Source organism: Paraburkholderia xenovorans LB400 (assembly GCF_000013645.1).
In the GTDB taxonomy this organism is placed as follows: domain Bacteria; phylum Pseudomonadota; class Gammaproteobacteria; order Burkholderiales; family Burkholderiaceae; genus Paraburkholderia; species Paraburkholderia xenovorans.
On the sequence record NC_007951.1, the window covers coordinates 934,963 to 955,600 of the forward strand.

Sequence of the window (20,638 nt, forward strand, 5' to 3'; positions counted from 1 at the left end):
GTGAAAATGACCCCCGCATGCAATGCGGCAAGCGTTTATTGGACATTGGACGGATCTGGTGATCAGATCGGGTATGCGCGTTTGCGACACCATTTACCCGGTCCGCAACAGCAAGGATTCGACGATGTATTGGTTATGCCTTATCGCACGGCATCCACTTGCGAACAAATTATGGCGTGAAGCGTGTCAGCTGGAAACGCGCAGCCTATTCTGACACGGGTCATGCGATGTAACGGATTAACTTCCTAGGAGACGCTTAAATAAGTTATCCTTACGATAACCCGGGAATTTGTGGAAAAGACGTATATCGTCTCTGCGCATCATTTTGCATTGTTGCCCTGATCAGAGATCCGCCGCACTGTTGAGTCTACTCCGACACCGATCACACTCGGCCACCATACGAATGCCGACACTCGCGTCACTGTCTCCCGATCGCGGAAATGGGCGGAGTACGTGCAGTTCCGCCGCCGTCGACTCCTCTATTCCTCCCGAGTAGACGGCATGACTGGCGCCCGATCAGTTGAAATGTCACACTACGCGAGTTCCGGTGCTCGATGGATTCAGCGACCTTATTGTGGCGCTGTCTCGGGAACTACAGGGTCAACTCCATTCGGTCCCGGAACGCGCAATTCTCGAATACGTCAGTGTCTTACTCGAGTTGGTCCTGATAGAAGACGTGAGAAACCTCATCGGCAGCCTGAGGAACGTTGTGCAGCAACTGGTCGATTGCTGTCCCCGCAGGGACGTAGCGCGGGGGCGGAAGTTTCTCGCGGAGGATGATGATGTGGATTGGGCTCAGCAACTGTGCGCCTGAAGAGACCCTAGTGTGGCTACCTCAGCCTTTGCACCAGTTGATGTTACTAGAAATCAATATATCTCACCACGTACGCGAAGCGACAACGTTTGCTTCCCGGGTTCCTGCTGGCAACCGTGGCACCTCCTCTACCTGCCGGAGGCGGCCGTTCCGCGATGTATCTGATCATTCCTTGTCGATTCCGTTCCCGATTTTCATCGATAGCCCATTGCGGCGTCTCGCTGCCCCAGCGAACCTGACCGCTCTATATCAAGTAGTGAGATCTGCAGGGATATTCGCGAATTCCGGCCAACCCTTGTCAACGTCGCGTGCCGTGTCAACGACGCTCCACATCACGATTTATAAGTATTATCACCTATAGAGACAAATCAAAAATCTTCTTGAACGAGAAACGCGGTATGTGTACAGTAGTTTCTTAAGCGATAGGACGGCTTGACGGCGGGCACCAGAGCGTCCGATGGTGAAGCTGATGAGAGAGAGGCCGAAAGGGGAACATACTCATGCACCGCAAACTGACCAGCGCCATGGAGCACGCGAAAGATTCGCGCCAGACGAACACGGTGCCACAAGATGGCGGGGCTTTGGACTCTCTTGGTCGATGGCGGGAGTGGGTCGTGCCGTCGCCTGACTCACAGGCGACGTATCTCGCGTGGCTGCAGATACGCGAGCAACTCGAGGCAATCGGCGCGCGAGAAGCAGCACAACATGTCACAGCGCGCGACATTGCACAATTGAGGGCACTGTTTCGTCCATACAGCCGCAAGGGCTTTATCGCCCAACACGAGCTTGCGGACTACGCCGAGATCGATCTCCGCTTTCACCAGCAGATTGTCCGTTTATCGGGCAATCGGGCGCTACAGCGGCTCTGGGCACTGTTTGGTCATGAGCAGATGCAGATGGTAAAGGCCAACACGATCGAATCTCTTGACCGTGCGCAGGTTTCGTTGCAAGACCATCTGGCCATCATTGACGCTCTGGAAAGCGCGGAGCCGGAGAGATGTGCATTGCTTTGCAAGCAGCATATCCGCGCGCTGTATGACCATATCTGCCACGAGCTCCAATAACAACAGCTTACTCTAAGATGAAGTTCACCACTTTCGCCTGCGATGGTCAACCGTGCCTCGGCGTGGCAACAGAAAACGATACTGTATTGAGTCTGACGCACACATGGGGTGCTGGCCCGCTAATAGACGGCGCTGCGCCGCGCGATATCGGTCAATTGATCGAGCTGGGTGACAATGCACTCAAGGTGGTGCGAACGATCATCGAGGATCAGGCGGGAAGTGAGGTGTATCGTCACGCTGCACACACTTTGCAGTTCCTGCCGCCGCTCGGCGTGCCTCGCAAGAATGTGTTTTGCGTCGGCCGCAATTATCGCGAGCACATTATCGAAGGCAATCTCGCGGCGGGGCGCGATCCGCACGATTTCCCCAAGGCGCTGGAACTTTTTACAAAGCCGCCAACCGCTATCGTCGGACATCGTGCGCCTGTGAAGTTGCACGCTCACGTCACGAAACTGCTCGACTATGAAATCGAGCTCGGTATCGTGATCGGCAAACGCGGAATCGACATTCCGCGCGAAGCCGCGCTCGATTACGTGTTCGGCTACACGATCGTCAACGACATCACGGCACGCGATCTGCAGAAGCGCCACGGGCAATGGTTCAAAGGCAAGGCGCTGGATACGTCCTGCCCGGTGGGGCCTTATGTGCTGCATGGCTCGGCGGTTCGCGATCCACAGGCGTTCGAACTCGACCTCGACGTGAACGGCGAACTGCGGCAACGCGCAAGCACGGCGTCGATGCTGTTTGGCGTAGCGGAGATCATCGAACAGCTGTCTGCCGGCCTGACACTGGAGCCGGGGGATCTGATCGCAACAGGCACGCCGAGCGGTGTCGGCTTCGCGATGCAGCCGCCGCGCGCGCTCGCAGCAGGCGATACGGTTCGCGCGAGGATCGGGGGAATCGGAGAGTTGAGCAACACGATCGTCGAATAACGGAACGCAGATTCGCGTGCCGAGGGATTTCGAGTCGCACACTAATCCTATGCCAGTCATTTAGTAGGACAAATCAGATACAGGAGCAAACGTGATCTATCGTTCAGGTGTCTTCAGCAGGAAAGAGGGGCTCGACGGCGAAACGTTCCGGCAGCATTGGACTCAGGTGCATGGCTCGCTCGCCTCCAGAATGCCGGGGCTGCATTCCTACTGGCAGAATCACATCATCGAGCGGCTTTACGAACGGGAGGGCAGAAGCCATCACGCAATCGATGGTATCTCGCAACTCGCGTTCGACGACGTGGCGGCGATGGAACGCGCAGAGATCTCGCCGGAATACGCTGCCTGCAAGCTCGACATCCCGAAGTTCCAGGGCGCGATCACGATTCTCGTGCTCGAGCGCGAGGAAATCGTCCCACCGCCTGCGCTTTCCACGCCGCAAAGAAAACACAAGCTCGTGTGGGTGTCCGAAGCTCGGGCTGACTTTCGCGGCGAGGCGCTGCGTGAGCGCTGGATGGCGAATGCCGCAACCTCGCTCGAAGCGGTGCCGTCGCCCACCGGCTTCGTGCAGAACTTCGTGACGGATCGCTCGCATCCGGTGCAGGCCGGCGTGCCGTCGGGCGACATTCCTGTAGAAGCGATTTCGGAACTGTGGTTGAGCGACGCGGCTGCGCTCAAGTCTTTCGCCGAGTCGGCTGCCGGTTGCATGTTCATTCATCGCGACCCGCTACTCAAGCCGATAGGGATTTATCTGGTCGAAGAGGTCAGCGTTCGCTAGCGATGTCGGACATTACACATACTGGCGAGCATCAGGCGTTGGTGGTCGGCGCGACGGGCATTATCGGTAGCGCGATCCTGCATCGCCTTGGCGCAGCGGAGGGCTGGACGGCAATCGGCCTGTCGCGCTCACGTCGGGTTGCCGAAGGCCGCGCGCGCATGCTGGAAGTCGATCTGCTCGATCCGCAAGACTGCGCGCGCAAGCTGGGTGCATTGAATCGCATCACGCATATCTTCTACGCCGCGTATCAGGCGCGGCCTTCGCGTGCCGAGGAGGTTGCCCCGAACGTGCAGATGCTGCGCAATGTGGTCGACGCAGTATCCGGGCGTGCCAGAGGTTTGAAGAAAATCGTACTGATCACCGGCGCCAAATTTTACGGCATTCAGTGGGGACGCGTGAAAACGCCGATGAAGGAAACCGACGCCCGTCAATTGCCGCCGAACTTCTACTACGACCAGGAAGACTTTTTGCGCGATGCACAGAGGCAGGCGGACTGGCACTGGTGCAATCTCATTCCACCATTCGTTTCGGGCTACTCGGTGGGCAACCCCATGAATCTCGTCATGGCAATTGGCGTGTTCGCCTCGCTTTCAAGAGAGCTGAATCTGCCGTTGCGCTTTCCCGGCTTGCCCGGCGCATGGAGCGCGTTGCAGCAGATCGCCGATGCCGAACAGATTGCCGCTGCCGCGCATTGGGCGGCAACGTCGCCCGCCGCCAACAACGAAGCATTCAATGTTACCAACGGAGATCCCATTCGCTGGGAGAACTTCTGGCCCGCCGTCGCCGGGCATTTCGGCATGCGTCTCGAAGCACCGAAGACGCTGCCGCTCGGGCGTCTGATGGCAGACAACGAAGCAGCATGGGCGCGCATGGTCGAACGCTATCGATTGCAGGCCGCATCGATAGCGAAACTCGTCGACTGGAACTGGGCGGACTATATGTTCCGGATGGAATACGACGTTCTGATGGAGACCGGCAAGATTCGCCGTGCAGGCTTTCAGGATTGCGTCGACACGACGGAGCGCTTCCTCGCGCGCTTCCGGCAATTGCAGCAACAACAGATCATTCCTCGTTGAAACCTTACCGGTGCGGCGAACGAAGTCGTCGCGGCTGAAGATCGGAATAATTCATGAACACGAGTAACGGCAATTCACGCGACACGCAAACTGATTCGCTGCAGGGTAAAGTCGTGGTGCTGACAGGCGCAGGCGGTGGCATAGCGTCGGCCATCGTCGATCGCTTCGCCCGATCGGGATCCCGCATTGTACTGCTCGAACTGCGTACGTCGTCGCTGGCGGACGCGGAGCAACGACTCGCTGCGGCGGGCATCGAATCGGTTTCGATTGAATGCGATGTGGCCGATGAGTCATCGGTGAAAAACGCAGCCGGGCGTACGGTCGAACATTTTGGCCGCTGCGACGTGCTCATCAATAATGCGGCAACGCTTGCACCGGCGACGTCGATCGAGAAGTTGCTGGTGGCCGACTGGGACCGTACGCTCGCTATCAATCTGCGCGGCGTATTCCTCACCACTAAATATTTGGGCGCTCTGATGTTGAATCAGGGTTCGGGCAGCATCGTGAATATCGCTTCGATCGCGGCCACCGCGCCCAACGCCTCGCCGCAATATGGTGCAAGCAAAGCGGCGGTTCTCGCTTTTACGCGGCACACTGCGGTGGAATGGGGGCCGCGAGGCATCCGCGCGAACGCGGTCAGTCCCGGGTTCATTCGAACGCCACTGTCGGAGAGCAACTACGCGGAGCCGGAAATGCTGGCGCGTCGCTCGAACATGGTGCCGTCCCGGCGGCTCGGTCTTCCCGGCGACATTGCAGAAGCAGTCGCGTTTCTTGCCGGCGACGGTGCGTCGTTCATCAACGGACAGGAACTCGCAGTCGATGGGGGCTTCATGCAAACGACGCTGATGCACGCACAACCCAAGGCAGAGCAATATGGAGGCTGGCAGCCGGCGCATATTGACTTCTCCGCCGCAGTCCCGCATGGGTAGCACGCCAATATCGACGGCCGAACACAGACTTAACGAACGGTTGCTCGCGGCCGCCGCATTTTTCAGCGGGGCGGCGCTACGTGTGTGCGATTCGATGCTGCCGCAGTTCGAGCAGCAGTTTCAACTGGATCTGAACGGTAGCGCGAGGGTGATCGTCGCGTTCTCGATTGCCTATAGCCTGACGCAACTCTTCTCGGGCCCACTAGGTGATCGCTTCGGTAAGCCGGCCATGGTGTTCGCCGCGTTGGCCGGTTCTGCACTGGCTGCGCTCGCGTCCGCCATGGCGCCGGCTTTTCTCGCGCTCGTCTGTGCGCGAGCGATGTGGGGCATTGCTGCAGCCGGCATCATTCCGCTTTCCATGGCATGGATTGGCGACTGCGTTCCGTACGACCGACGTCAGCGTGCGCTTGCGCGCCTGCTATTTGGAACGCTATCAGGCATGATGGCCGGTCAGTTGCTCGGCGGATGCATGATCGATACGCCGTTGAGTTGGCGAGGAGCTTTCGTCCTGCTCGCAGCGGGCTATTTGCTGCTTGCGCTGCAACTGCGCGCCGAACTTCGGCGCGATGCGGGCGTCGCGCTGCACCAGAGTGTGAGAGGCCGATCTGGCAGGTTCGCGAATCACGCCTGTGTCGTGCTATCGGCCCGTTGGGCGCGCGTCGTTCTTCTAACCACTGCATTCGAGGGTGTCTTTCTTCTCGGGCCACTCGCATTTATTCCTGCGTCATTGCACGCCCGCTTCGATATGTCTTCCGGCCTGGCCGCGGCCTATGCCGCGCTGTATGCGGGCGGAGGGCTCATCTATGCGCTCTGCGCGCGTTATCTGATCGACCGGCTCGGAGAGCGAGGTATCGTGCTGTGCGGAGGCTTGCTGATCGCCGCAGGTCTCGCGAGCGTCGGGCATTTGCCGTTGCCCGCGTTCGCCGGTTCAGCCACGTTGCTCGTGGGTTGCGGTTCGTATCTGTTGCACAACACGCTGCAAACGCATGCTACCCAGATGGCGCCGTCTGCACGCGGAACGGCGGTGTCGTTCTTCTCGTTCAGTCTGTTTTTGGGGCAAGCGCTCGGCGTCGCGATAGGCGGATACACCGTCGAACTCTTGGGCTATCCACGCTTCTTTGAGATCTGTTCGTTTGTGATGCTGGTGTGTGCTGTCGTCTTCGCGTTGCTGCTTGCAAGACGCGCGCGCAGGCGGTAGCGCGCTCAGCCGGCTACCGCGCGCTTGCGAACCGCTTTCTTAACCGGGCTCCGGTCCGTCTTCGCGACTGTTTTTGCCGGAGACTTTGCGGTTGACTTCGCCAGTGAATCGGCTTTCGACTTGACCGGATTCTGCGTGATGGGCGTGTCCACGCCCTGCAGCTTGCTCGACAGTTCCGCTGCAGTCTCGATGACGAGATCTGCCATAAGGCGCTCGTCCTCCGCAGATACTTCGGAGCCGAGTCTCACGAGACACAGACTCGCCGTCACGACGCCAGGCGCCGCGAAAATGGGTGCGGAAATGCCGACCAGCGCCTTGTCGATGTCGCTTGCCTTTGCGTATCCGGCTTTACGCACGTCGCGCATCCGGTCGCGAAAAGCCACCCATGAGTCACCGAGACCCGCCGCGGCTATTTCCTGAGCGTGATAGAGGTACAGGCGCTGCAGCTGATGCGAAGGAAGGTTCGCCAGAATGACCCGCGAGGGCGCGCCAAGAAAGAGCGGGAAAGGGCGCCCGCGTTCCATGCTCATGAGCTTTTCGAGGCGCTCGTCCGTCGACGCCTTGTAAATGGTCAACACACGCAGCCCGTAGTAGCGGCACAGCAGTTGGGCCCCCGCAACACGCTCCTCGATGCGCGTCATGATCGGCTGGCCGATCTGGAGCAGCGGGTCGGCGAGGCGTAATTGCCGGTCGATCTCGATGAACTTCGGACCCAGGGCATACGCGCCTTTGCCGATCGGCACGAGAAAGCCGCTATCCGTGAGCGAGCGCACGTACCGGTACATCGTCGCGCGTGCCAGTCCCGTCGTTTCGATCAGCGCATCGACCGTCCATGTGGGCGTTTCTATAGTGAACAAATCGAGTAATCCGAGGATGCGGTCCGTGGAGCTGTCGGAGCGATTGCGGTCGGTCATCGTTGGCGTTCGGGTCGTTATTGATACAAGGTCATTTTTAATCATTCTACAGATTTTTCATATTGCAAGACTGTTTCGCGATCTCGTCCAACGCGGACTGCCACGCGGATAGTACAAACCCCTAGATTGACAATAAAAATTGAAAGTCTCTAAATGTGAGATTACTATGTAGTCGACGCATGCAGGAATCGATAGGCTGCCTTGTGGGTGTCGAGATCGGCGGGCTCAGGGAGACAGAGCTCGTTAAGAAAATAATCTGTGAGGTACGACAATCATGAATGGGATCGACGGCGGGGCACCTGACCAGGTACTGGAACGCCGCATATTGCGAAAAGTCGGATGGCGTATCTTGCCGATTCTGCTGCTGGGGTTTTTAATCTCATTCATCGACCGGGCAAACGTCGGCGTGCTCTACGGACCGCTCACACATTCGCTCGGTCTGACCGCATCGAGCTTTGGTCTCGCCGCAGGACTTTTCTACATCGGTTATCTGGTCTTCGAGATTCCGTCGAACCTCGCGATGGCGAAATATGGTGCTCGCGTGTGGCTCGCGCGTATCCTAGTTACGTGGGGGTTCGTTACGGTCGCGCTTGCGGCCGCACAGGGCGTCACGTCGTTTTATATCCTTCGCATCCTGCTCGGCGTCGCCGAGGCGGGGTTCTATCCCGGCGCGCTGTTTTTCCTGACGCTCTGGTATCCGCCGCGCGCGCTCGGCCGTGCCTATTCTCTTTTCGAAATAAGTATCCCGGCATCGCTTGCGATCGGGTCACTGCTGACGTCGAGTTTGCTGCTGCTCGACGGCGTCTGGGGCATCGCAGGGTGGAAATGGGTGTTCATCCTCGAAGGGCTGCCGGCAATCGCGCTTGGTCTCTACATATTTTTCGTGCTGCCGGATAATCCCGACAAAGCAACATGGCTCACTGCAGAAGAAACGTGCTATCTGAATTCGCAGCTCCTAACGCGGCATGAAAGCGCGAAATCCGAGCTGGGCAAGGTCGCCGTCATTTTCCAGAGCGGGCTCGCGTGGATCTTTGCGGCGCTCTACTTCTCCTTCGTGATCGGATTCTGGGCCGTCACATATTTTCTGCCGAAGATCGTTCAGGAACGCTTTCACGTTGGTGTCGTGCAGGCCGGCGCCATCTCGGCGATTCCGTGGATCGTCGCAGTGCTCGCCATCATCGTCGTTTCGCGCACTTCTGCGAAAACGCGCGACCGTCGCTGGCACATGCTCGTTCTGCTCGGCCTGGCCGGTATCGGTCTGTTGATGAGCGCAGCGGTCGCTTCACCCATTCTCGCGCTGATCGGCATTGCGATGGGTGCCGCTGGCATGCAGGCCGCGACGCCGCTCTTCTGGACGATGCCTTCCACCGTGTTCCGCGGTGCGATGGCCGCCGTCGCACTCGCCATGGTCAATTCGCTCGGCAATCTGAGCGGCCTCGCGGGACCGTGGATTCTCGGTTTCTTTAGCGATGTGACGGGCAGTAGCCGCGTCGGTCTTTACATCATGTCGGGCTTTTTCTTCGTGTCTGCCATTCTCGCTTTCGCGGTTAGCACCGCGGTGACGAGGCGCCGCGACGTGATCGGATCGCCGTCGCTCGAACAACCTATCGGAAGTTACTGACATCCTGTGCCGCGCATGCGGCTCGCAATCATGGAGAACAACGCATGGCTATCGTCGAGGAGCGCTGTTACGTACTGCATTCGCAATTTGGACCGGCGGACTATTTTGCGATTTACGACCGCCTGGGGCGCAAGGTGCAAACGCAGACGCTGGGCGGTTTGATCGGCTACTTCGCGTCGGAAGTCGGCGAGTTGAACAGCATTCTGAGTTTGTGGCGTTACGACAGTTTCGAAGCGCGCCTGCAACGCCGCGCGCAGCTGGCCGCCGACCCTGCGTGGAAGGAATATCTGTCCCAGATTCGCCCCATGATCCGCACGATGAACAACCGCCTTCTGGTGCCGGTCGCGGCACCGGAAGAACGAACGACTGCCTGACTGGCACCTGCGCTCTCTTCACAAAGAACATGAAATTTCAGGATCGGATTTGTGTTGTGACAGGTGGTGCGTCCGGTATCGGCGCGGCGATCTGTCGCGCCTTCGACGCTCAGGGTGCAAAGCTCGCCGTGCTCGACGTGGACCGCGACTCTGGCGAAACCTTTGCACGGAGTCTGCGGGGCGCTGTCTTTATCGAATGCGACGTTGCGGATGCGGCTTCCGTAAAGCGTGCATTCGAGCGGATCGCCCAACGCTGGGATCGTACGGATGTTCTCGTCAATAACGCGGGCATTGTCGGGCGCGAAGAATATGGCCGCGTGCAGACCCGGCGAGTGCAACAGATCGAAGATGTCAGAAGCGGCCGCAAGCCGGGACCGCTTCGCGCAACCGTGAGCCTGACCGACGAGCAATGGCGCCGCATGATCGACATTCATCTGAACGGCACATTTTATTGCACGCGCGAGGCCTTGCTCCAGATGGAGCGGCTGGGGCAGGGCGCGATCGTGAATATGTCTTCGATCGCGGGTCTCGACGGCGGCTTTGGCAATCCTCATTACGCAGCCGCCAAGGCGGGAATTCTCGGATTCACCCGCGCGGTCGCAAAAGAGGCAATCCAGCAGGGCATTCGCGTTAACGCGGTGGCGCCGGGATTCGTCGATTCGCCACTGCGGCGAAGTCTGTCGGAAGCGTTGCAGCAACTTCAGATCGCCGCGACTCCGATGGGCCGCGCGGCCACCGGTGACGAGATTGCTTCGCTCGTGTTGTTTCTCGCGAGCGACGACGCGTCGTACCTGGTAGGCGAAACGATCAGTCCGAACGGTGGATACCTGACTATCTAGGAGATTTTGCATGAGCAATTCGACACCGCCAATCGTCGAGACATACGACGCGGGCCGCATTCTGGTATTCGATTCCGCAACCTACGTGGAAGACTATCTGCGCGACCACGAAGCGCAGGATGACGTTGTGGTGGCAGCGTCGTATGCGGGTGTCCTGTGCGCGAAGATGGTCATGAAAGCGAAGCCGCGCGGGGCGATTGGACTCGATTGTGCAATCGGCAAGGACGGCGCCGGCATCAGCGGCCTGTGGTTCTACGAAGCGCTCGGCGTGCCCGCTGCCGCGACCGACGTGATGACCGCCGAAATGGGCAATGGCTGCGACATGTACGACGAAGGCGTGATATCGAGGCTGAACGATTCGGCGCAGCGGCTCGGCCTGACGGTCGGCATGTCCGTTAAGGAGGCGGCGCAGGCGTTGTTGACGGGCGCGCACAAACCTTCCGCTTTCGATCCGGCCAGACGTCTCGTCATCGAAACCAATGCCGACGGGCGCAGCATCGTCTGTACGGACAGCATTGCATTCGCGCTGCCGGAAGATCGCGAACGCAATGTGTTGTGCACGGCGGGACACACGGGGCGCAGTGTCATCGAATATTTCCGCAGCTTCCGGCCGTGGGCATTCATCTGCTCGGATGGGGGCGTCGGCAAGAACGATTCGGGTATTTCGGCGCTGCAGGTGGTCGAGGCGGATGGCATTCCCGGCGCGTCGGTCGACGCGCGAACGGCCCGCATGGGGGACGGACAGAGTACGTACTTCGACGGTGTCATCAGCGCGGTGAACAGCCTCGCGGCGGCCAAGGGTGTTGCGGTGGGACAGAGCGCGCGCGAGGCCGCCCGCCATCTGCTGTCCTGAGCACACCGATTCGCGTAACGAACCAGAGAGAGAGGACAAACATGGCTACGACACCCAACATGCCCGAACACGACAAACTCGACACGTTGCAGTCGCGCTTTGTACAGGTTGACAAGCTCGCGTGGAAGCCGACGCCCACGCCGGGCATCGACATGAAGATTCTAATGGAAGAACCTGAGAGCGGACTGCTGACGGCGCTGTTCCGCTGGGAGCCGGGCACTGAACTGCCGCTGCATGAGCACGTCGAGGTCGAGCAGACCTATGTGCTGGAAGGCAGCATCGTCGACGACGAAGGCGAGGTGCTTGCGGGCGATTACGTATGGCGGCCCAAGGGAAATCGCCATATCGCACGCGCGCCGAGGGGCGCACTCGTGCTGTCGTTCTTTCTGAAGCCAAACAGGTTTCTGTCGGGCGAGCTGGCAGGACAGGAACTCAAGTAAAGCGGCACGCGGGTCGACATGGGGAAAGGTGCTCAGGTGGTCAACGAATTCGATGTGATCGTGGTGGGCGCGGGTGCCGGCGGTATGGCCGCGGCGGTCAGCGCGGCGAAGAACGGGGCGAGTGTGATTGTCATCGAAAAGGACAAGGTACTCGGCGGGACGACTGCGCGCTCGGGCGGCGTGCTGTGGATTCCGTGTCATCCGTTCTCGCAGCAGAGCCCTGCCGAAGATTCGATCGAGAACGCCACGACCTACCTTCGTCATGAGGCGGGGCGATACTTCAATGCGGAGAAGGTGCAGGCGTTTCTTCACAACGGGCCGCGCATGGTCGACTGGTTCCAGCGCGAAACCGACGTGAAGTTCGTCTCCGTGCCGGAGTTCTCGGACTACCATCCGGATGCGGCCGGCGGTCTGCCCGGCGGCCGTTCGATCCTTGCCGCGCCGTTCGACGGCAGGGAGTTAGGCAAAAAGATCGAATGGCTGCGCCCGCCGCTGCGCGAGATTACCTTCGTGGGCATGATGTTCAATGCAAGCAAGGAGATCAGCCAGTTCTTCAACGTGACACGTTCGCTGGCCTCCGCATGGTATGTGACGAAACGCCTTGTTACGCACGCGCGCGAAATGCTGACATACGGACGCGCCATGCGCCTGACCAACGGCAATGCACTCGCTGCGCGTCTCGCGAAAAGCGCCTTCGACTGCGACATTCCATTTCGCCTCGACACGCGTGTCGAACGTCTGCTGATGGAAGGCAGGCGCGTGGCAGGCGTCGCGGTAAATTCGGGCGGCGAAAGCATGAACCTGTACGCCCGTACGGGCGTCATCCTCGCTGGCGGCGGGTTTCCGCAGGACGTGGAGCGTCGCAAGGCGCTATTTCCGCACGCACCGAATGGAACCGAGCATCTGTCGCCCGCGCCGGCCAGCAACACGGGTGACGGACTTCGCCTCGCTGCGAATGCCGGCGCGGCGCTCGAACTCGACCTGCCTAATGCCGCCGCCTGGATACCCGTTTCGAAGGTGCCGTATCGCAACGGCGAGTCCGGTGTATTTCCTCATCTGATCGACCGGTACAAACCAGGCGTCATCATGGTGACGCGAAACGGACTTCGCTTTACTAACGAATCCAACTCGTATCACGACGTCGGCATGGCAATGCAGAAGGCGTGCCGGGATAGCGATGCGACAGAGGCTTTCCTGATCTGCGATCACCGAACCTTGCGACGCTACGGCCTGGGATTCGTCAAGCCGTTTCCCATTCCGTTTGGTCCGCATCTGCGCAGCGGCTACCTGAAGCGCGGACGCACACTAGCCGAACTGGCGGATGCGGCCGGCATCGATGCTGCGGCCTTCGAACGTACGGTCGCGACTTTCAACGAAGGAGCGGTGCATGGTGAAGACCATCAGTTCGGACGCGGCAATTCCGCGTACAACCGTTTTCTTGGCGATGCAGAACATCAGCCGAATCCTTGTGTCGCGCCGATCCAGGACGGGCCGTTCTACGCGATTCGAACAGTAATCGGCGATCTTGGCACCTTCGCCGGGATTCGCACGGATGGCTGTGCGCGGGCGCTCGATTCAAGCGGGCATGTGGTGCCCGGTTTGTACGCGGTGGGAAACGACGCCGCAAGCGTAATGGGTGGGAATTATCCGGGCGGCGGCATTACCCTGGGACCGGCGATGACCTTCGGTTTTCTCGCGGGCGAGCACGCTGCGAAAACCGCGCGCGGCGCGCGGGAAAACGCGCTAAGTCTGGATATGCCGGTAGCCGAGGTCAGCGTGCTGGCGCGCAGCAGCGAGCAGGCGCCCTGACACCGCAAAACGGAAACGGCGTCTCGCTGAAAAGGATGCGAATGGAACCCGAGCTGAAGGCGTTGATAGAACAACTAAGCCAGGCAGGGCGGCGGCCGTTCTGGCAGTGCACTGTCGACGACGCGCGCAATGCGCCGACACTGGTTAAGCGTCTCTTTCCCGATGCGCCGTCTGTCGAACGGACGCAGGACATCCGCATTTCTTCCACGCGCGGTCATGCATTTCCGGCACGGCTCTACGTGCCGCGTGACAGGCCATGCGGCCTGATTGTCTATCTGCATGGCGGCGGCTGGGTCGTCGGTTCTGTCGACGACTATCATCCGCTCACTGCCACGATCACGGCGAGGAGCGGATTTGCCGTGTTATCGGTGGACTATCGTCTTGCTCCGGAGCACGCGTTTCCCATTCCGCTGGAAGACGCGCGTGCCGCGTTGGAATGGGCGTCGTCAGGCTCCGCCGCGGTGGCAATTGGTGCGGACGTGAATTGTCTAATCGTGATGGGCGACAGCGCGGGAGCGAATCTGGCCACCGTCGCTGCGCGCCTGCATAACGAAAAAAATATTGATCGGCGCGTGGACGGGCAGGTGCTCGTGTATCCGGTTACAGGACATGATTTCAAAACCGCCAGCTACGACGAGTTCGCCGAAGGCAATCTGCTTACGCGAAACGACATGCAGTGGTTCTGGGATCACTACTGTCCCGAACGGGCGGCGCGCGCGAATCCTCTCGCTTCACCGCTCGAAGCGGAAGATCTGAGCATGTCGCCGCCCGCGCTCGTCATGACGGCCGGACGCGATCCGCTACGCGACGAAGGGGAAGCTTATGGCGCACGTCTTCGGAAGGCGGGTGTCGATGTTGCAGTCGTCCGATGTGACGGGCTTGTGCACGGCTTTCTCGCGATGATCCACCAGGTCCCCGGCGCCGCAAGGGCGTTCGACAGGATCGTCGATTACATCACCCGGTTAGGCGAAGCAGTACCAGAGGCTCGACGCTAGCGCACACCTCGCATCTGCGGCATCTCCGGCGCGCATAGTCGCGCCTTTCTCCGTTTTCCACTCCCAGAAAAGCGACCAGTGCGACCGGGCAAGACCAGCGTCCTCGACGCGGTCATCTGTCATTCGGATCTGGTCCACTGTATGCGCGTATTCACCTACATATAAATGTTTGACCATTCGACCAAACAAAGATGACACTATCGACACGATCACACAAGCATCGATAGACGGGTGACACAGGCAGGCAAAGTCGCTTAGCTCAGATGGCCGATGTAATGTTCGGTCGCACCGCGCACTGGGATTCAGGCGTGAGTGAAAGTGGGAAAGTAGAGACGAACGCCGACATCCGGTGCAGTCTGGTCGGGGCATATGACATTCACATAATAAGTTTCGCTAATCAACCTCTGCTGCCAGACAAGGGGAACTCAATTGTGTATGCAGAAGGACAGTCAAAAAAATATATTGGAGATTATGTAATGGAAAAAAGTATCGTACTGCCGGCCGTCATCTCGGCGTTACCCATCCTCGCATGGGCTCAGAGCTCGGTTACCCTGTATGGAACTGTGGATACATCCGTTGCCTACGTCAGAGCTGCAGGGCAGGGGTCCAAAACATCGCTCGAAGACAGCGGCGAAAACGCTTCCCGATTCGGATTAATTGGCAACGAAGATCTCGGCGGCGGTCTCTCTGCAGGCTTCACGCTCGAAAGCGATATCTTCCCCAGTAGCGGGTTAGGCGGAACCACCAACACGAACAATCAGAAAAGCGGCGTCGCGACTGCCATGTTCAATCGCAGATCGTTCATCAACCTCACATCGAAAACATACGGTGAACTGCGCTTGGGGCGCGACTACTCGCCGTCCTATTGGAACGTAGCAAAATACGACCCCTTTGTACACGAAGGAATCGGGAGCGCGGCGGTCAGGGATCTGACAGACACGGGCATTACGGGCGTGCGTACGTCGAACACGGCGTTCTATCTCACGCCAGATACGTTAGGCGGCTTTTTTGGCGAGGTCGCATACGGTCTGGGTAACAACCCGCAGAACTTACCCGATGGCACCGGCCATGACGGCAACTACGCAGGATTCCGGGTCGGCTATATCGGGCACGGAGCGAACGTGGCGATTGCGGGCGGCAAGACGACCTATCTGGCAGGCGACGTCCGGGTGCTCAACTTCGGTGGCACTTACAACTTCAATATTTTCACTGTCTACGGTTTTTACCAGCAGGCCGAAGTCGGCGGAACGGCTTCGCAGACGCAGTCGACCATTCTCCTTGGGGGAATGGTTCCGGTCGGCGTGAATGCGGTGCGCTTCTCGGCGATCGAACAACACATTCATGGCGATTCTTCGCTTGACTCTCAACAACTGGCGATAGGCTACGTCTACAACCTTTCCAAGCGCACCTCGCTATATGCGACCTACGCATTTCTCAACAACCATAAGAATGCCAAGGGCGGATTACAGGAAACGTCGATTCTGGCACCGCAGCCGGGTGGCAACGTCAACGGTGTGCAACTGGGTATCAGCACATTGTTCTGAGTCGGCGAGCCGGCCACGGGGTGCACGTTTCGCGCGTATCGGAGGAATATCGATGAATCAGGATTTTTTTCTGCAGAGCAAGGTTGCGGCCATTACCGGAGCGGCGGGCGGCCTCGGCACGGGTATCGCAAAGCGGCTTGCCGGACTGGGCGCGAGTGTTGCGTTGCTTGAGCCGGGAATCGAACGTCTCGTCTCGCTCGCGAGCGAACTGACAGATTCCGGAGCAACCGTGTTGAACGTTGCGTGTAATGTCACCGATGCCGCATCGACACGTTACGCTGCCGCACAGGTGTTGTCGAGCTTCGGGCGCATCGACGTGCTGGTCAATAACGCAGGTGTTCTGGCTCGTCCATCGGCGCTCGAAAGCATATCGCTCGAGGACTGGGATCGCAGCCTCGCGGTGAATCTGACAGGTGCATTGCTGTGCACGGCAAGCTTCGGTGCGGCAATGCTCGAAGCGGGGGCAGGCAGCATCGTTAATATTGCTTCGATCGCGGCGTACAGCCCAAACACGTCCGTTGCCTACAGCGTCAGCAAGGCGGGACTACTGGCACTGACGCGTCACACGGCAGTGGAGTGGGCGCCGCGAGGCATACGTGCAAACTCTGTGAGCCCGGGATTCATTCGCACGCCGCTTTCGGAAGTTCACTACGCCAATCCCGATCTGTTGCAACTTCGCACGCAAGCGACGCCCGTCAGACGTCTTGGCACCGTCGATGACGTCGCCGCAATCGTCGGCTTTCTGGCGAGTCCTGCAAGCGCCTTCATCAACGGAGAGGACATCGTCGCCGATGGCGGATTTCTGAATACCGCACTTATGCATGTGCACGATCCGGCACAACAGTACGGCGGCACGCATCAAGCCGATCTGAGTGCATTTGCGCGGCTTGGACGTTGAACGCGAGTTTTCCTTATCAATGGAGAGGTCATGAAAGACGAAGATAGAAAAACAGTGCGAGCGGTCCCGGACACGCGCAGTTTCCGGCGGGCGCTCGGCTGTTTTCCGACCGGCGTGACGATCGTGACTACCGCCGATTCATCGGGGATTCCGGCAGGCCTCACCTGCAATTCGTTCGGCTCCGTGTCGCTCGAGCCACCATTGATCACGTGGAGTCTGCGTGCGACAAGCCGCTCGGCAGCAGTGTTCCGCCGCGCACGCGCTTTCGCGGTCAACGTTCTGGCGGAAACGCAAAATCCTCTCGCGGTCCGTTTCGCCGACAGTTCGATTCCGGACAAATTCGCAACCGTGCCGACGCGTCCCGGTCTGCGCAACATTCCGCTGATCGAAGATTGCGTTGCCTACTTCGAATGCGTGACCTGTACTGAACTCGATGTCGGTGACCACGTGCTTTTCATCGGCAACGTCGAACGTTTCAGCTACAGGGGACAGGACTCGCCACTCGTTTTCTGCAAAGGCAATTACGCGGTGACCGCGGCGTGGCGCTGAGGTCGCCATAGCGCGAAACGAACGGTTGACAACAGGATGGCGATGTCTAGAATGGTTTTACCATTATATCAGTGGAGGCGAAAGATGGAGGCGATTGAAGTCAACAGTGCCAATGAATGGCGCACGATGACGCCTGGTGTCGAAGGATGGTCGCATACCGCGCGCCGCTCCGACCCGAACAAGTATTTCATGGTGTCGTGCGACGATCACGCGAACGAGCCACCTACGCTGTGGGTGGAGCGCATGGATGCGAAATATCGTGAGCGCCTGCCGCGGGTGTGGGTCGACGAGCATGGCGTGCAGTGGCGCCAGAGCGAAGGCCAGCAGAAGCCGGACCGTCTCGTTCTGGCCGCGCTCGAGGGTGAGGACGCCGCGCGCGCCAAAGCGGGCGCGAATGTCGAGCAGCGTCTGAAAGACCTCGATATGGACGGCATCGACGCAGAACTCGTTTTCCCGAACAAGGGGCTTGCGATGTGGTCGACCCCCGATCCCGTATTCGCGTCAGCCCAGTGCAAGGTCTACAACGACTGGGCGTGGGAAACGTATGGGTCGCACGTCGATCGTTGCTCGCCTGTGGCGACGATTTCGACCGGCGACCTGGAAGGTTCGATCGTGGAAGTTCAAAGGGCCGCTGCCATGGGGTTCCGGAGCGTGAATATTCCATGCAAACCCATTTACGGCCCGCACGACGTCAATCACGTGAATTACAACCTTCCTCATTTTGATCCGCTGTGGGCCGCGATCGAGGAAACGGGTATGCCCGTCACGATTCACATTTCGACGGGCAAGGACCCACGTACGTCACGCGGACCGGGTGGCGCGCTCGTCAATTATTTCGCGCACGCATTTTCGCCGGTGTTCGAGCCAATTGCGAACCTGTGCGCCTCCGGCGTGCTGGACCGGTTTCCCAGGCTGCATTTTTCGTTGATCGAAACCGGAGTGGGCTGGATTCCATGGATGCTCGACACGATGGACGAAGTCTACAAAAAGCATCATTTCTGGGTGAAGCCAAAGCTGAAGCATGGACTGCCGAGCGACTACTTCCGTCGGCATTTTTCAGCCACGTTCTCTGAAGATCCCTCGGGCGTGGCGCTTTGCGAGACGCTCGGCCTCGAAGGCAATTTCCTGTGGGCAAGCGACTATCCGCATCACGAGGGAACGTGGCCGCATTCGTCGGAAGCGATCGAGCGTCAGATGGGAACCCTGCGCGACGGCACGCGCGCACAGATTCTCGGCCTGAATGCGGCGCGGATTTTCCACTTTCCGGTTCCGCCGCGCTATCAGGCGACGCAGGCGCAAACCGGTCTCACGCAATGACGCCGGCGACAACGCCGAAATATTCATCCGGAACAGGAGTCGATTTGTGAACGGCAACGTGGCTGTCATGGGGGCGAGCGCGATCCCGATCGGGCGACACCAGTCGGATCCGAACGGGCCGTTACAGACGCTCGAACACGAGATCCTCGCGAAGCTGGTGGTTCAGGCTGCGCGCGATGCACACATCGAGAAGGATGACATCGGCGGTCTCGTGTTCACCTCGCCGAGGACCTACACGCGGCAAAAATATCTGCATACATTCATGGCCAATTACTTGCGGTTGCCGTGCGACGGCACCGTCATGGAAGTGATGGGGAACGGCATGACGGCCGCGCTCGCGTTCGACGAAGCGGCGAACCAGATCAGGCTCGGGCGGGCGAAAGTCGTGCTGGCGCTCGGGATCAACATGGAGTCGGCGATCTCGTCTACCGAGCATGCAATGAGCAGCATGCGTGCGACGGGCGACATCGATTTTCACGCCACCGCCGGATTCATTCCTATCTCCTGGTATGCGATGGATGCCACGCGGTACATGTATCAATACGGCGCGACGCGTGAGCAGATTGCGTCTGTGGCCGTCAAGAACCGGTATCACGCTTCGCTCAATCCGCTCGCGCAATACCGTAAGCCCATTTCTCTCGAAGACGTGCTCGCGCAGCGTCCGATCGTTGAGCCGCTCGGGCTCTACGAAGTTCCTCCACGGGGGGACGGCGCGGCCTGCATCGTACTAGCTTCGGAAGAGGTGGCGAGGAGCACGGGTCGGCCCTACGCGCTGCTGCGCGGCCGCGGCTTCCATCACGAGGGGGCGCATCAGATCAGCGAGGTGCCGAACGACATGATCGAGTTCAACGCGGCCGTGCGAGCCGGCGCTGCAGCCTATCGCGAGGCGGGCATCGAGGCGCGCGATATCGACATCGCCGAGGTCTACGCGCCGTGCACGATCGTCGAGGTGATCGTGAGCGAAGCGCTCGGTTTCTTCGCTCGCGGCGAAGGCGCGGCGGCCGCGGCGGCGAAAGAAACGACGCTTGGCGGTCGTATTCCGATTTCGACCTCGGGCGGTCTCACATCGCGCGGACATCCCGCTCTGGTGACCTCACTCTATAACGTTGTCGAACTGGTCGATCAGTTGCTGAACCGTGCAGGCGAACGGCAAGTCACAGACGCCCGCTGGGGACTGACAACTGGCGAACTCGGCAACTACAACGCGGCGCTCGTTCACGTGCTGGAGGCGATCCGATGAACCTCACTACCATTTTGATGCCGCGCGAGCGGGCATATCCGCCGCGTGTCTCGGCATTTACGGAGCCGTACTGGAAGGCTCTGTCGGACGGTCGTCTGATCACCACATTCTGCACGCGCTGCAGTAAGCCGACATTTGTGCCGAAACCGGTCTGCCCACATTGCTGGAGCGACGACATGCGTTGGGCGGATCTGTGCACGACCGGCACCCTGTACTCGTGGACGCGCGTGTATTCCGCGCCGAGCGCCTTCGTGGAGGAAGCGCCGTTCACGCTCGGAATCGTTGATCTGGATGTGGGGTTGCGACTGGCGTGCCGTCTGCACGGCGCGGAGCATCAGGACGTCGCGCCCGGCATGCCGGTCCGGATGGCGGCGTTGAGCTATCTCGACGGTCCCATGCTGGCCGCGGTGCCGAGGTGATGCGCGAGTCGCACGGCTGGCAACGGAAACGTCAC

General features: G+C 59.6%; 21 protein-coding genes. 20 read left to right on the forward strand and 1 reads right to left on the reverse strand.

The genetic code is table 11. The features are described 5' to 3' along the window. The first annotated feature begins 574 nt into the window (after positions 1–574). The 7 genes from BXE_RS04040 (at position 575) to BXE_RS04070 (ending at position 6,791) form a co-directional block, all read left to right on the forward strand. Entirely contained in the window at positions 575–814 is a 240-nt protein-coding gene (locus BXE_RS04040) for a type IV toxin-antitoxin system AbiEi family antitoxin domain-containing protein (protein ID WP_233518845.1), read from the forward strand. A 500-nt stretch (positions 815–1,314) separates the two neighbouring features. Beyond that, positions 1,315–1,878, forward strand: coding sequence for a GntR family transcriptional regulator (locus BXE_RS43205; RefSeq protein ID WP_011487140.1), 564 nt, complete (start codon positions 1,315–1,317; stop codon positions 1,876–1,878). An 86-nt stretch (positions 1,879–1,964) separates the two neighbouring features. After that, complete coding sequence (locus BXE_RS04050) at positions 1,965–2,810, forward strand: fumarylacetoacetate hydrolase family protein (protein WP_233518823.1); 846 nt, start codon at positions 1,965–1,967, stop codon at positions 2,808–2,810. A gap of 91 nt (positions 2,811–2,901) precedes the next feature. Continuing rightward, on the forward strand, positions 2,902–3,588 hold the full coding sequence (locus BXE_RS43210; RefSeq protein ID WP_011487142.1) for an EthD family reductase: 687 nt from the start codon (positions 2,902–2,904) through the stop codon (positions 3,586–3,588). 2 nt (positions 3,589–3,590) lie between these two features. Then, entirely contained in the window at positions 3,591–4,664 is a 1,074-nt protein-coding gene (locus BXE_RS04060) for an SDR family oxidoreductase (protein WP_011487143.1), read from the forward strand. Positions 4,665–4,717: 53 nt separating this feature from the next. Next, positions 4,718–5,593, forward strand: coding sequence for an SDR family NAD(P)-dependent oxidoreductase (locus BXE_RS04065; RefSeq protein ID WP_011487144.1), 876 nt, complete (start codon positions 4,718–4,720; stop codon positions 5,591–5,593). Next, the gene (locus BXE_RS04070) at positions 5,586–6,791 is read left to right on the forward strand and encodes an MFS transporter (protein ID WP_011487145.1); all 1,206 of its coding nucleotides are present in this window, start codon (positions 5,586–5,588) and stop codon (positions 6,789–6,791) included. Before BXE_RS04065 ends, BXE_RS04070 begins: the two co-directional genes overlap by 8 nt. A 5-nt stretch (positions 6,792–6,796) precedes the next feature. On the opposite strand, the gene BXE_RS04075 is transcribed toward BXE_RS04070, so the two are convergent. Further along, positions 6,797–7,705, reverse strand: coding sequence for an IclR family transcriptional regulator (locus tag BXE_RS04075; RefSeq protein WP_049782077.1), 909 nt, complete (start codon positions 7,703–7,705; stop codon positions 6,797–6,799). 274 nt (positions 7,706–7,979) lie between these two features. On the opposite strand from BXE_RS04075, the gene BXE_RS04080 reads away from it, so the two are divergent. The 13 genes from BXE_RS04080 (at position 7,980) to BXE_RS04140 (ending at position 20,603) form a co-directional block, all read left to right on the forward strand. Beyond that, complete coding sequence (locus BXE_RS04080; RefSeq protein ID WP_011487147.1) at positions 7,980–9,326, forward strand: MFS transporter; 1,347 nt, start codon at positions 7,980–7,982, stop codon at positions 9,324–9,326. A 44-nt stretch (positions 9,327–9,370) separates the two neighbouring features. Beyond that, positions 9,371–9,700, forward strand: coding sequence for an NIPSNAP family protein (locus BXE_RS04085; protein WP_011487148.1), 330 nt, complete (start codon positions 9,371–9,373; stop codon positions 9,698–9,700). A 29-nt stretch (positions 9,701–9,729) separates the two neighbouring features. Beyond that, complete coding sequence (locus BXE_RS04090) at positions 9,730–10,539, forward strand: SDR family NAD(P)-dependent oxidoreductase (RefSeq protein ID WP_011487149.1); 810 nt, start codon at positions 9,730–9,732, stop codon at positions 10,537–10,539. Positions 10,540–10,549: 10 nt separating this feature from the next. Further along, positions 10,550–11,392 carry a hypothetical protein gene (locus BXE_RS04095; RefSeq protein WP_011487150.1) on the forward strand — a complete coding sequence of 281 codons (843 nt, stop codon included), beginning with the start codon at positions 10,550–10,552 and terminating at the stop codon, positions 11,390–11,392. A gap of 41 nt (positions 11,393–11,433) precedes the next feature. Next, positions 11,434–11,832: a cupin domain-containing protein gene (locus BXE_RS04100; protein ID WP_011487151.1), complete on the forward strand. Its 399-nt coding sequence runs from the start codon at positions 11,434–11,436 to the stop codon at positions 11,830–11,832. A gap of 18 nt (positions 11,833–11,850) precedes the next feature. Further along, the gene (locus BXE_RS04105; RefSeq protein ID WP_011487152.1) at positions 11,851–13,641 is read left to right on the forward strand and encodes an FAD-dependent oxidoreductase; all 1,791 of its coding nucleotides are present in this window, start codon (positions 11,851–11,853) and stop codon (positions 13,639–13,641) included. A 41-nt stretch (positions 13,642–13,682) separates the two neighbouring features. After that, on the forward strand, positions 13,683–14,636 hold the full coding sequence (locus BXE_RS04110) for an alpha/beta hydrolase (protein WP_011487153.1): 954 nt from the start codon (positions 13,683–13,685) through the stop codon (positions 14,634–14,636). A gap of 476 nt (positions 14,637–15,112) precedes the next feature. Continuing rightward, positions 15,113–16,180 carry a porin gene (locus BXE_RS04115; protein ID WP_011487154.1) on the forward strand — a complete coding sequence of 356 codons (1,068 nt, stop codon included), beginning with the start codon at positions 15,113–15,115 and terminating at the stop codon, positions 16,178–16,180. Positions 16,181–16,232: 52 nt separating this feature from the next. Next, positions 16,233–17,078, forward strand: coding sequence for an SDR family NAD(P)-dependent oxidoreductase (locus BXE_RS04120; RefSeq protein WP_011487155.1), 846 nt, complete (start codon positions 16,233–16,235; stop codon positions 17,076–17,078). 30 nt (positions 17,079–17,108) lie between these two features. Then, a complete protein-coding gene (locus BXE_RS04125; protein WP_011487156.1) occupies positions 17,109–17,627 on the forward strand; it encodes a flavin reductase family protein in 519 nt (172 codons plus the stop codon). 84 nt (positions 17,628–17,711) lie between these two features. After that, the gene (locus BXE_RS04130) at positions 17,712–18,944 is read left to right on the forward strand and encodes an amidohydrolase family protein (protein WP_011487157.1); all 1,233 of its coding nucleotides are present in this window, start codon (positions 17,712–17,714) and stop codon (positions 18,942–18,944) included. A 46-nt stretch (positions 18,945–18,990) separates the two neighbouring features. Next, positions 18,991–20,184, forward strand: a complete 1,194-nt coding sequence (locus BXE_RS04135; RefSeq protein WP_011487158.1) for a thiolase family protein — start codon at positions 18,991–18,993, stop codon at positions 20,182–20,184. After that, entirely contained in the window at positions 20,181–20,603 is a 423-nt protein-coding gene (locus tag BXE_RS04140; protein WP_011487159.1) for a Zn-ribbon domain-containing OB-fold protein, read from the forward strand. The genes BXE_RS04135 and BXE_RS04140 overlap by 4 nt, the downstream gene beginning before the upstream one ends. Positions 20,604–20,638: the final 35 nt, after the last annotated feature.

Coding starts and splice junctions, on each gene's coding strand:
- BXE_RS04105 (WP_011487152.1), top strand. CDS start 11,851: ATGGGGAAAGGTGCTCAGGTGGTCAACGAATTCGATGTGATCGTGGTG.
- BXE_RS43205 (WP_011487140.1), top strand. CDS start 1,315: ATGCACCGCAAACTGACCAGCGCCATGGAGCACGCGAAAGATTCGCGC.
- BXE_RS04110 (WP_011487153.1), top strand. CDS start 13,683: ATGGAACCCGAGCTGAAGGCGTTGATAGAACAACTAAGCCAGGCAGGG.
- BXE_RS04140 (WP_011487159.1), top strand. CDS start 20,181: ATGAACCTCACTACCATTTTGATGCCGCGCGAGCGGGCATATCCGCCG.
- BXE_RS04070 (WP_011487145.1), top strand. CDS start 5,586: ATGGGTAGCACGCCAATATCGACGGCCGAACACAGACTTAACGAACGG.
- BXE_RS04085 (WP_011487148.1), top strand. CDS start 9,371: ATGGCTATCGTCGAGGAGCGCTGTTACGTACTGCATTCGCAATTTGGA.
- BXE_RS04095 (WP_011487150.1), top strand. CDS start 10,550: ATGAGCAATTCGACACCGCCAATCGTCGAGACATACGACGCGGGCCGC.
- BXE_RS04100 (WP_011487151.1), top strand. CDS start 11,434: ATGGCTACGACACCCAACATGCCCGAACACGACAAACTCGACACGTTG.
- BXE_RS04060 (WP_011487143.1), top strand. CDS start 3,591: ATGTCGGACATTACACATACTGGCGAGCATCAGGCGTTGGTGGTCGGC.
- BXE_RS04090 (WP_011487149.1), top strand. CDS start 9,730: ATGAAATTTCAGGATCGGATTTGTGTTGTGACAGGTGGTGCGTCCGGT.
- BXE_RS04065 (WP_011487144.1), top strand. CDS start 4,718: ATGAACACGAGTAACGGCAATTCACGCGACACGCAAACTGATTCGCTG.
- BXE_RS04080 (WP_011487147.1), top strand. CDS start 7,980: ATGAATGGGATCGACGGCGGGGCACCTGACCAGGTACTGGAACGCCGC.
- BXE_RS04115 (WP_011487154.1), top strand. CDS start 15,113: ATGGAAAAAAGTATCGTACTGCCGGCCGTCATCTCGGCGTTACCCATC.
- BXE_RS04125 (WP_011487156.1), top strand. CDS start 17,109: ATGAAAGACGAAGATAGAAAAACAGTGCGAGCGGTCCCGGACACGCGC.
- BXE_RS04130 (WP_011487157.1), top strand. CDS start 17,712: ATGGAGGCGATTGAAGTCAACAGTGCCAATGAATGGCGCACGATGACG.
- BXE_RS04120 (WP_011487155.1), top strand. CDS start 16,233: ATGAATCAGGATTTTTTTCTGCAGAGCAAGGTTGCGGCCATTACCGGA.
- BXE_RS04075 (WP_049782077.1), bottom strand. CDS start 7,705: ATGACCGACCGCAATCGCTCCGACAGCTCCACGGACCGCATCCTCGGA.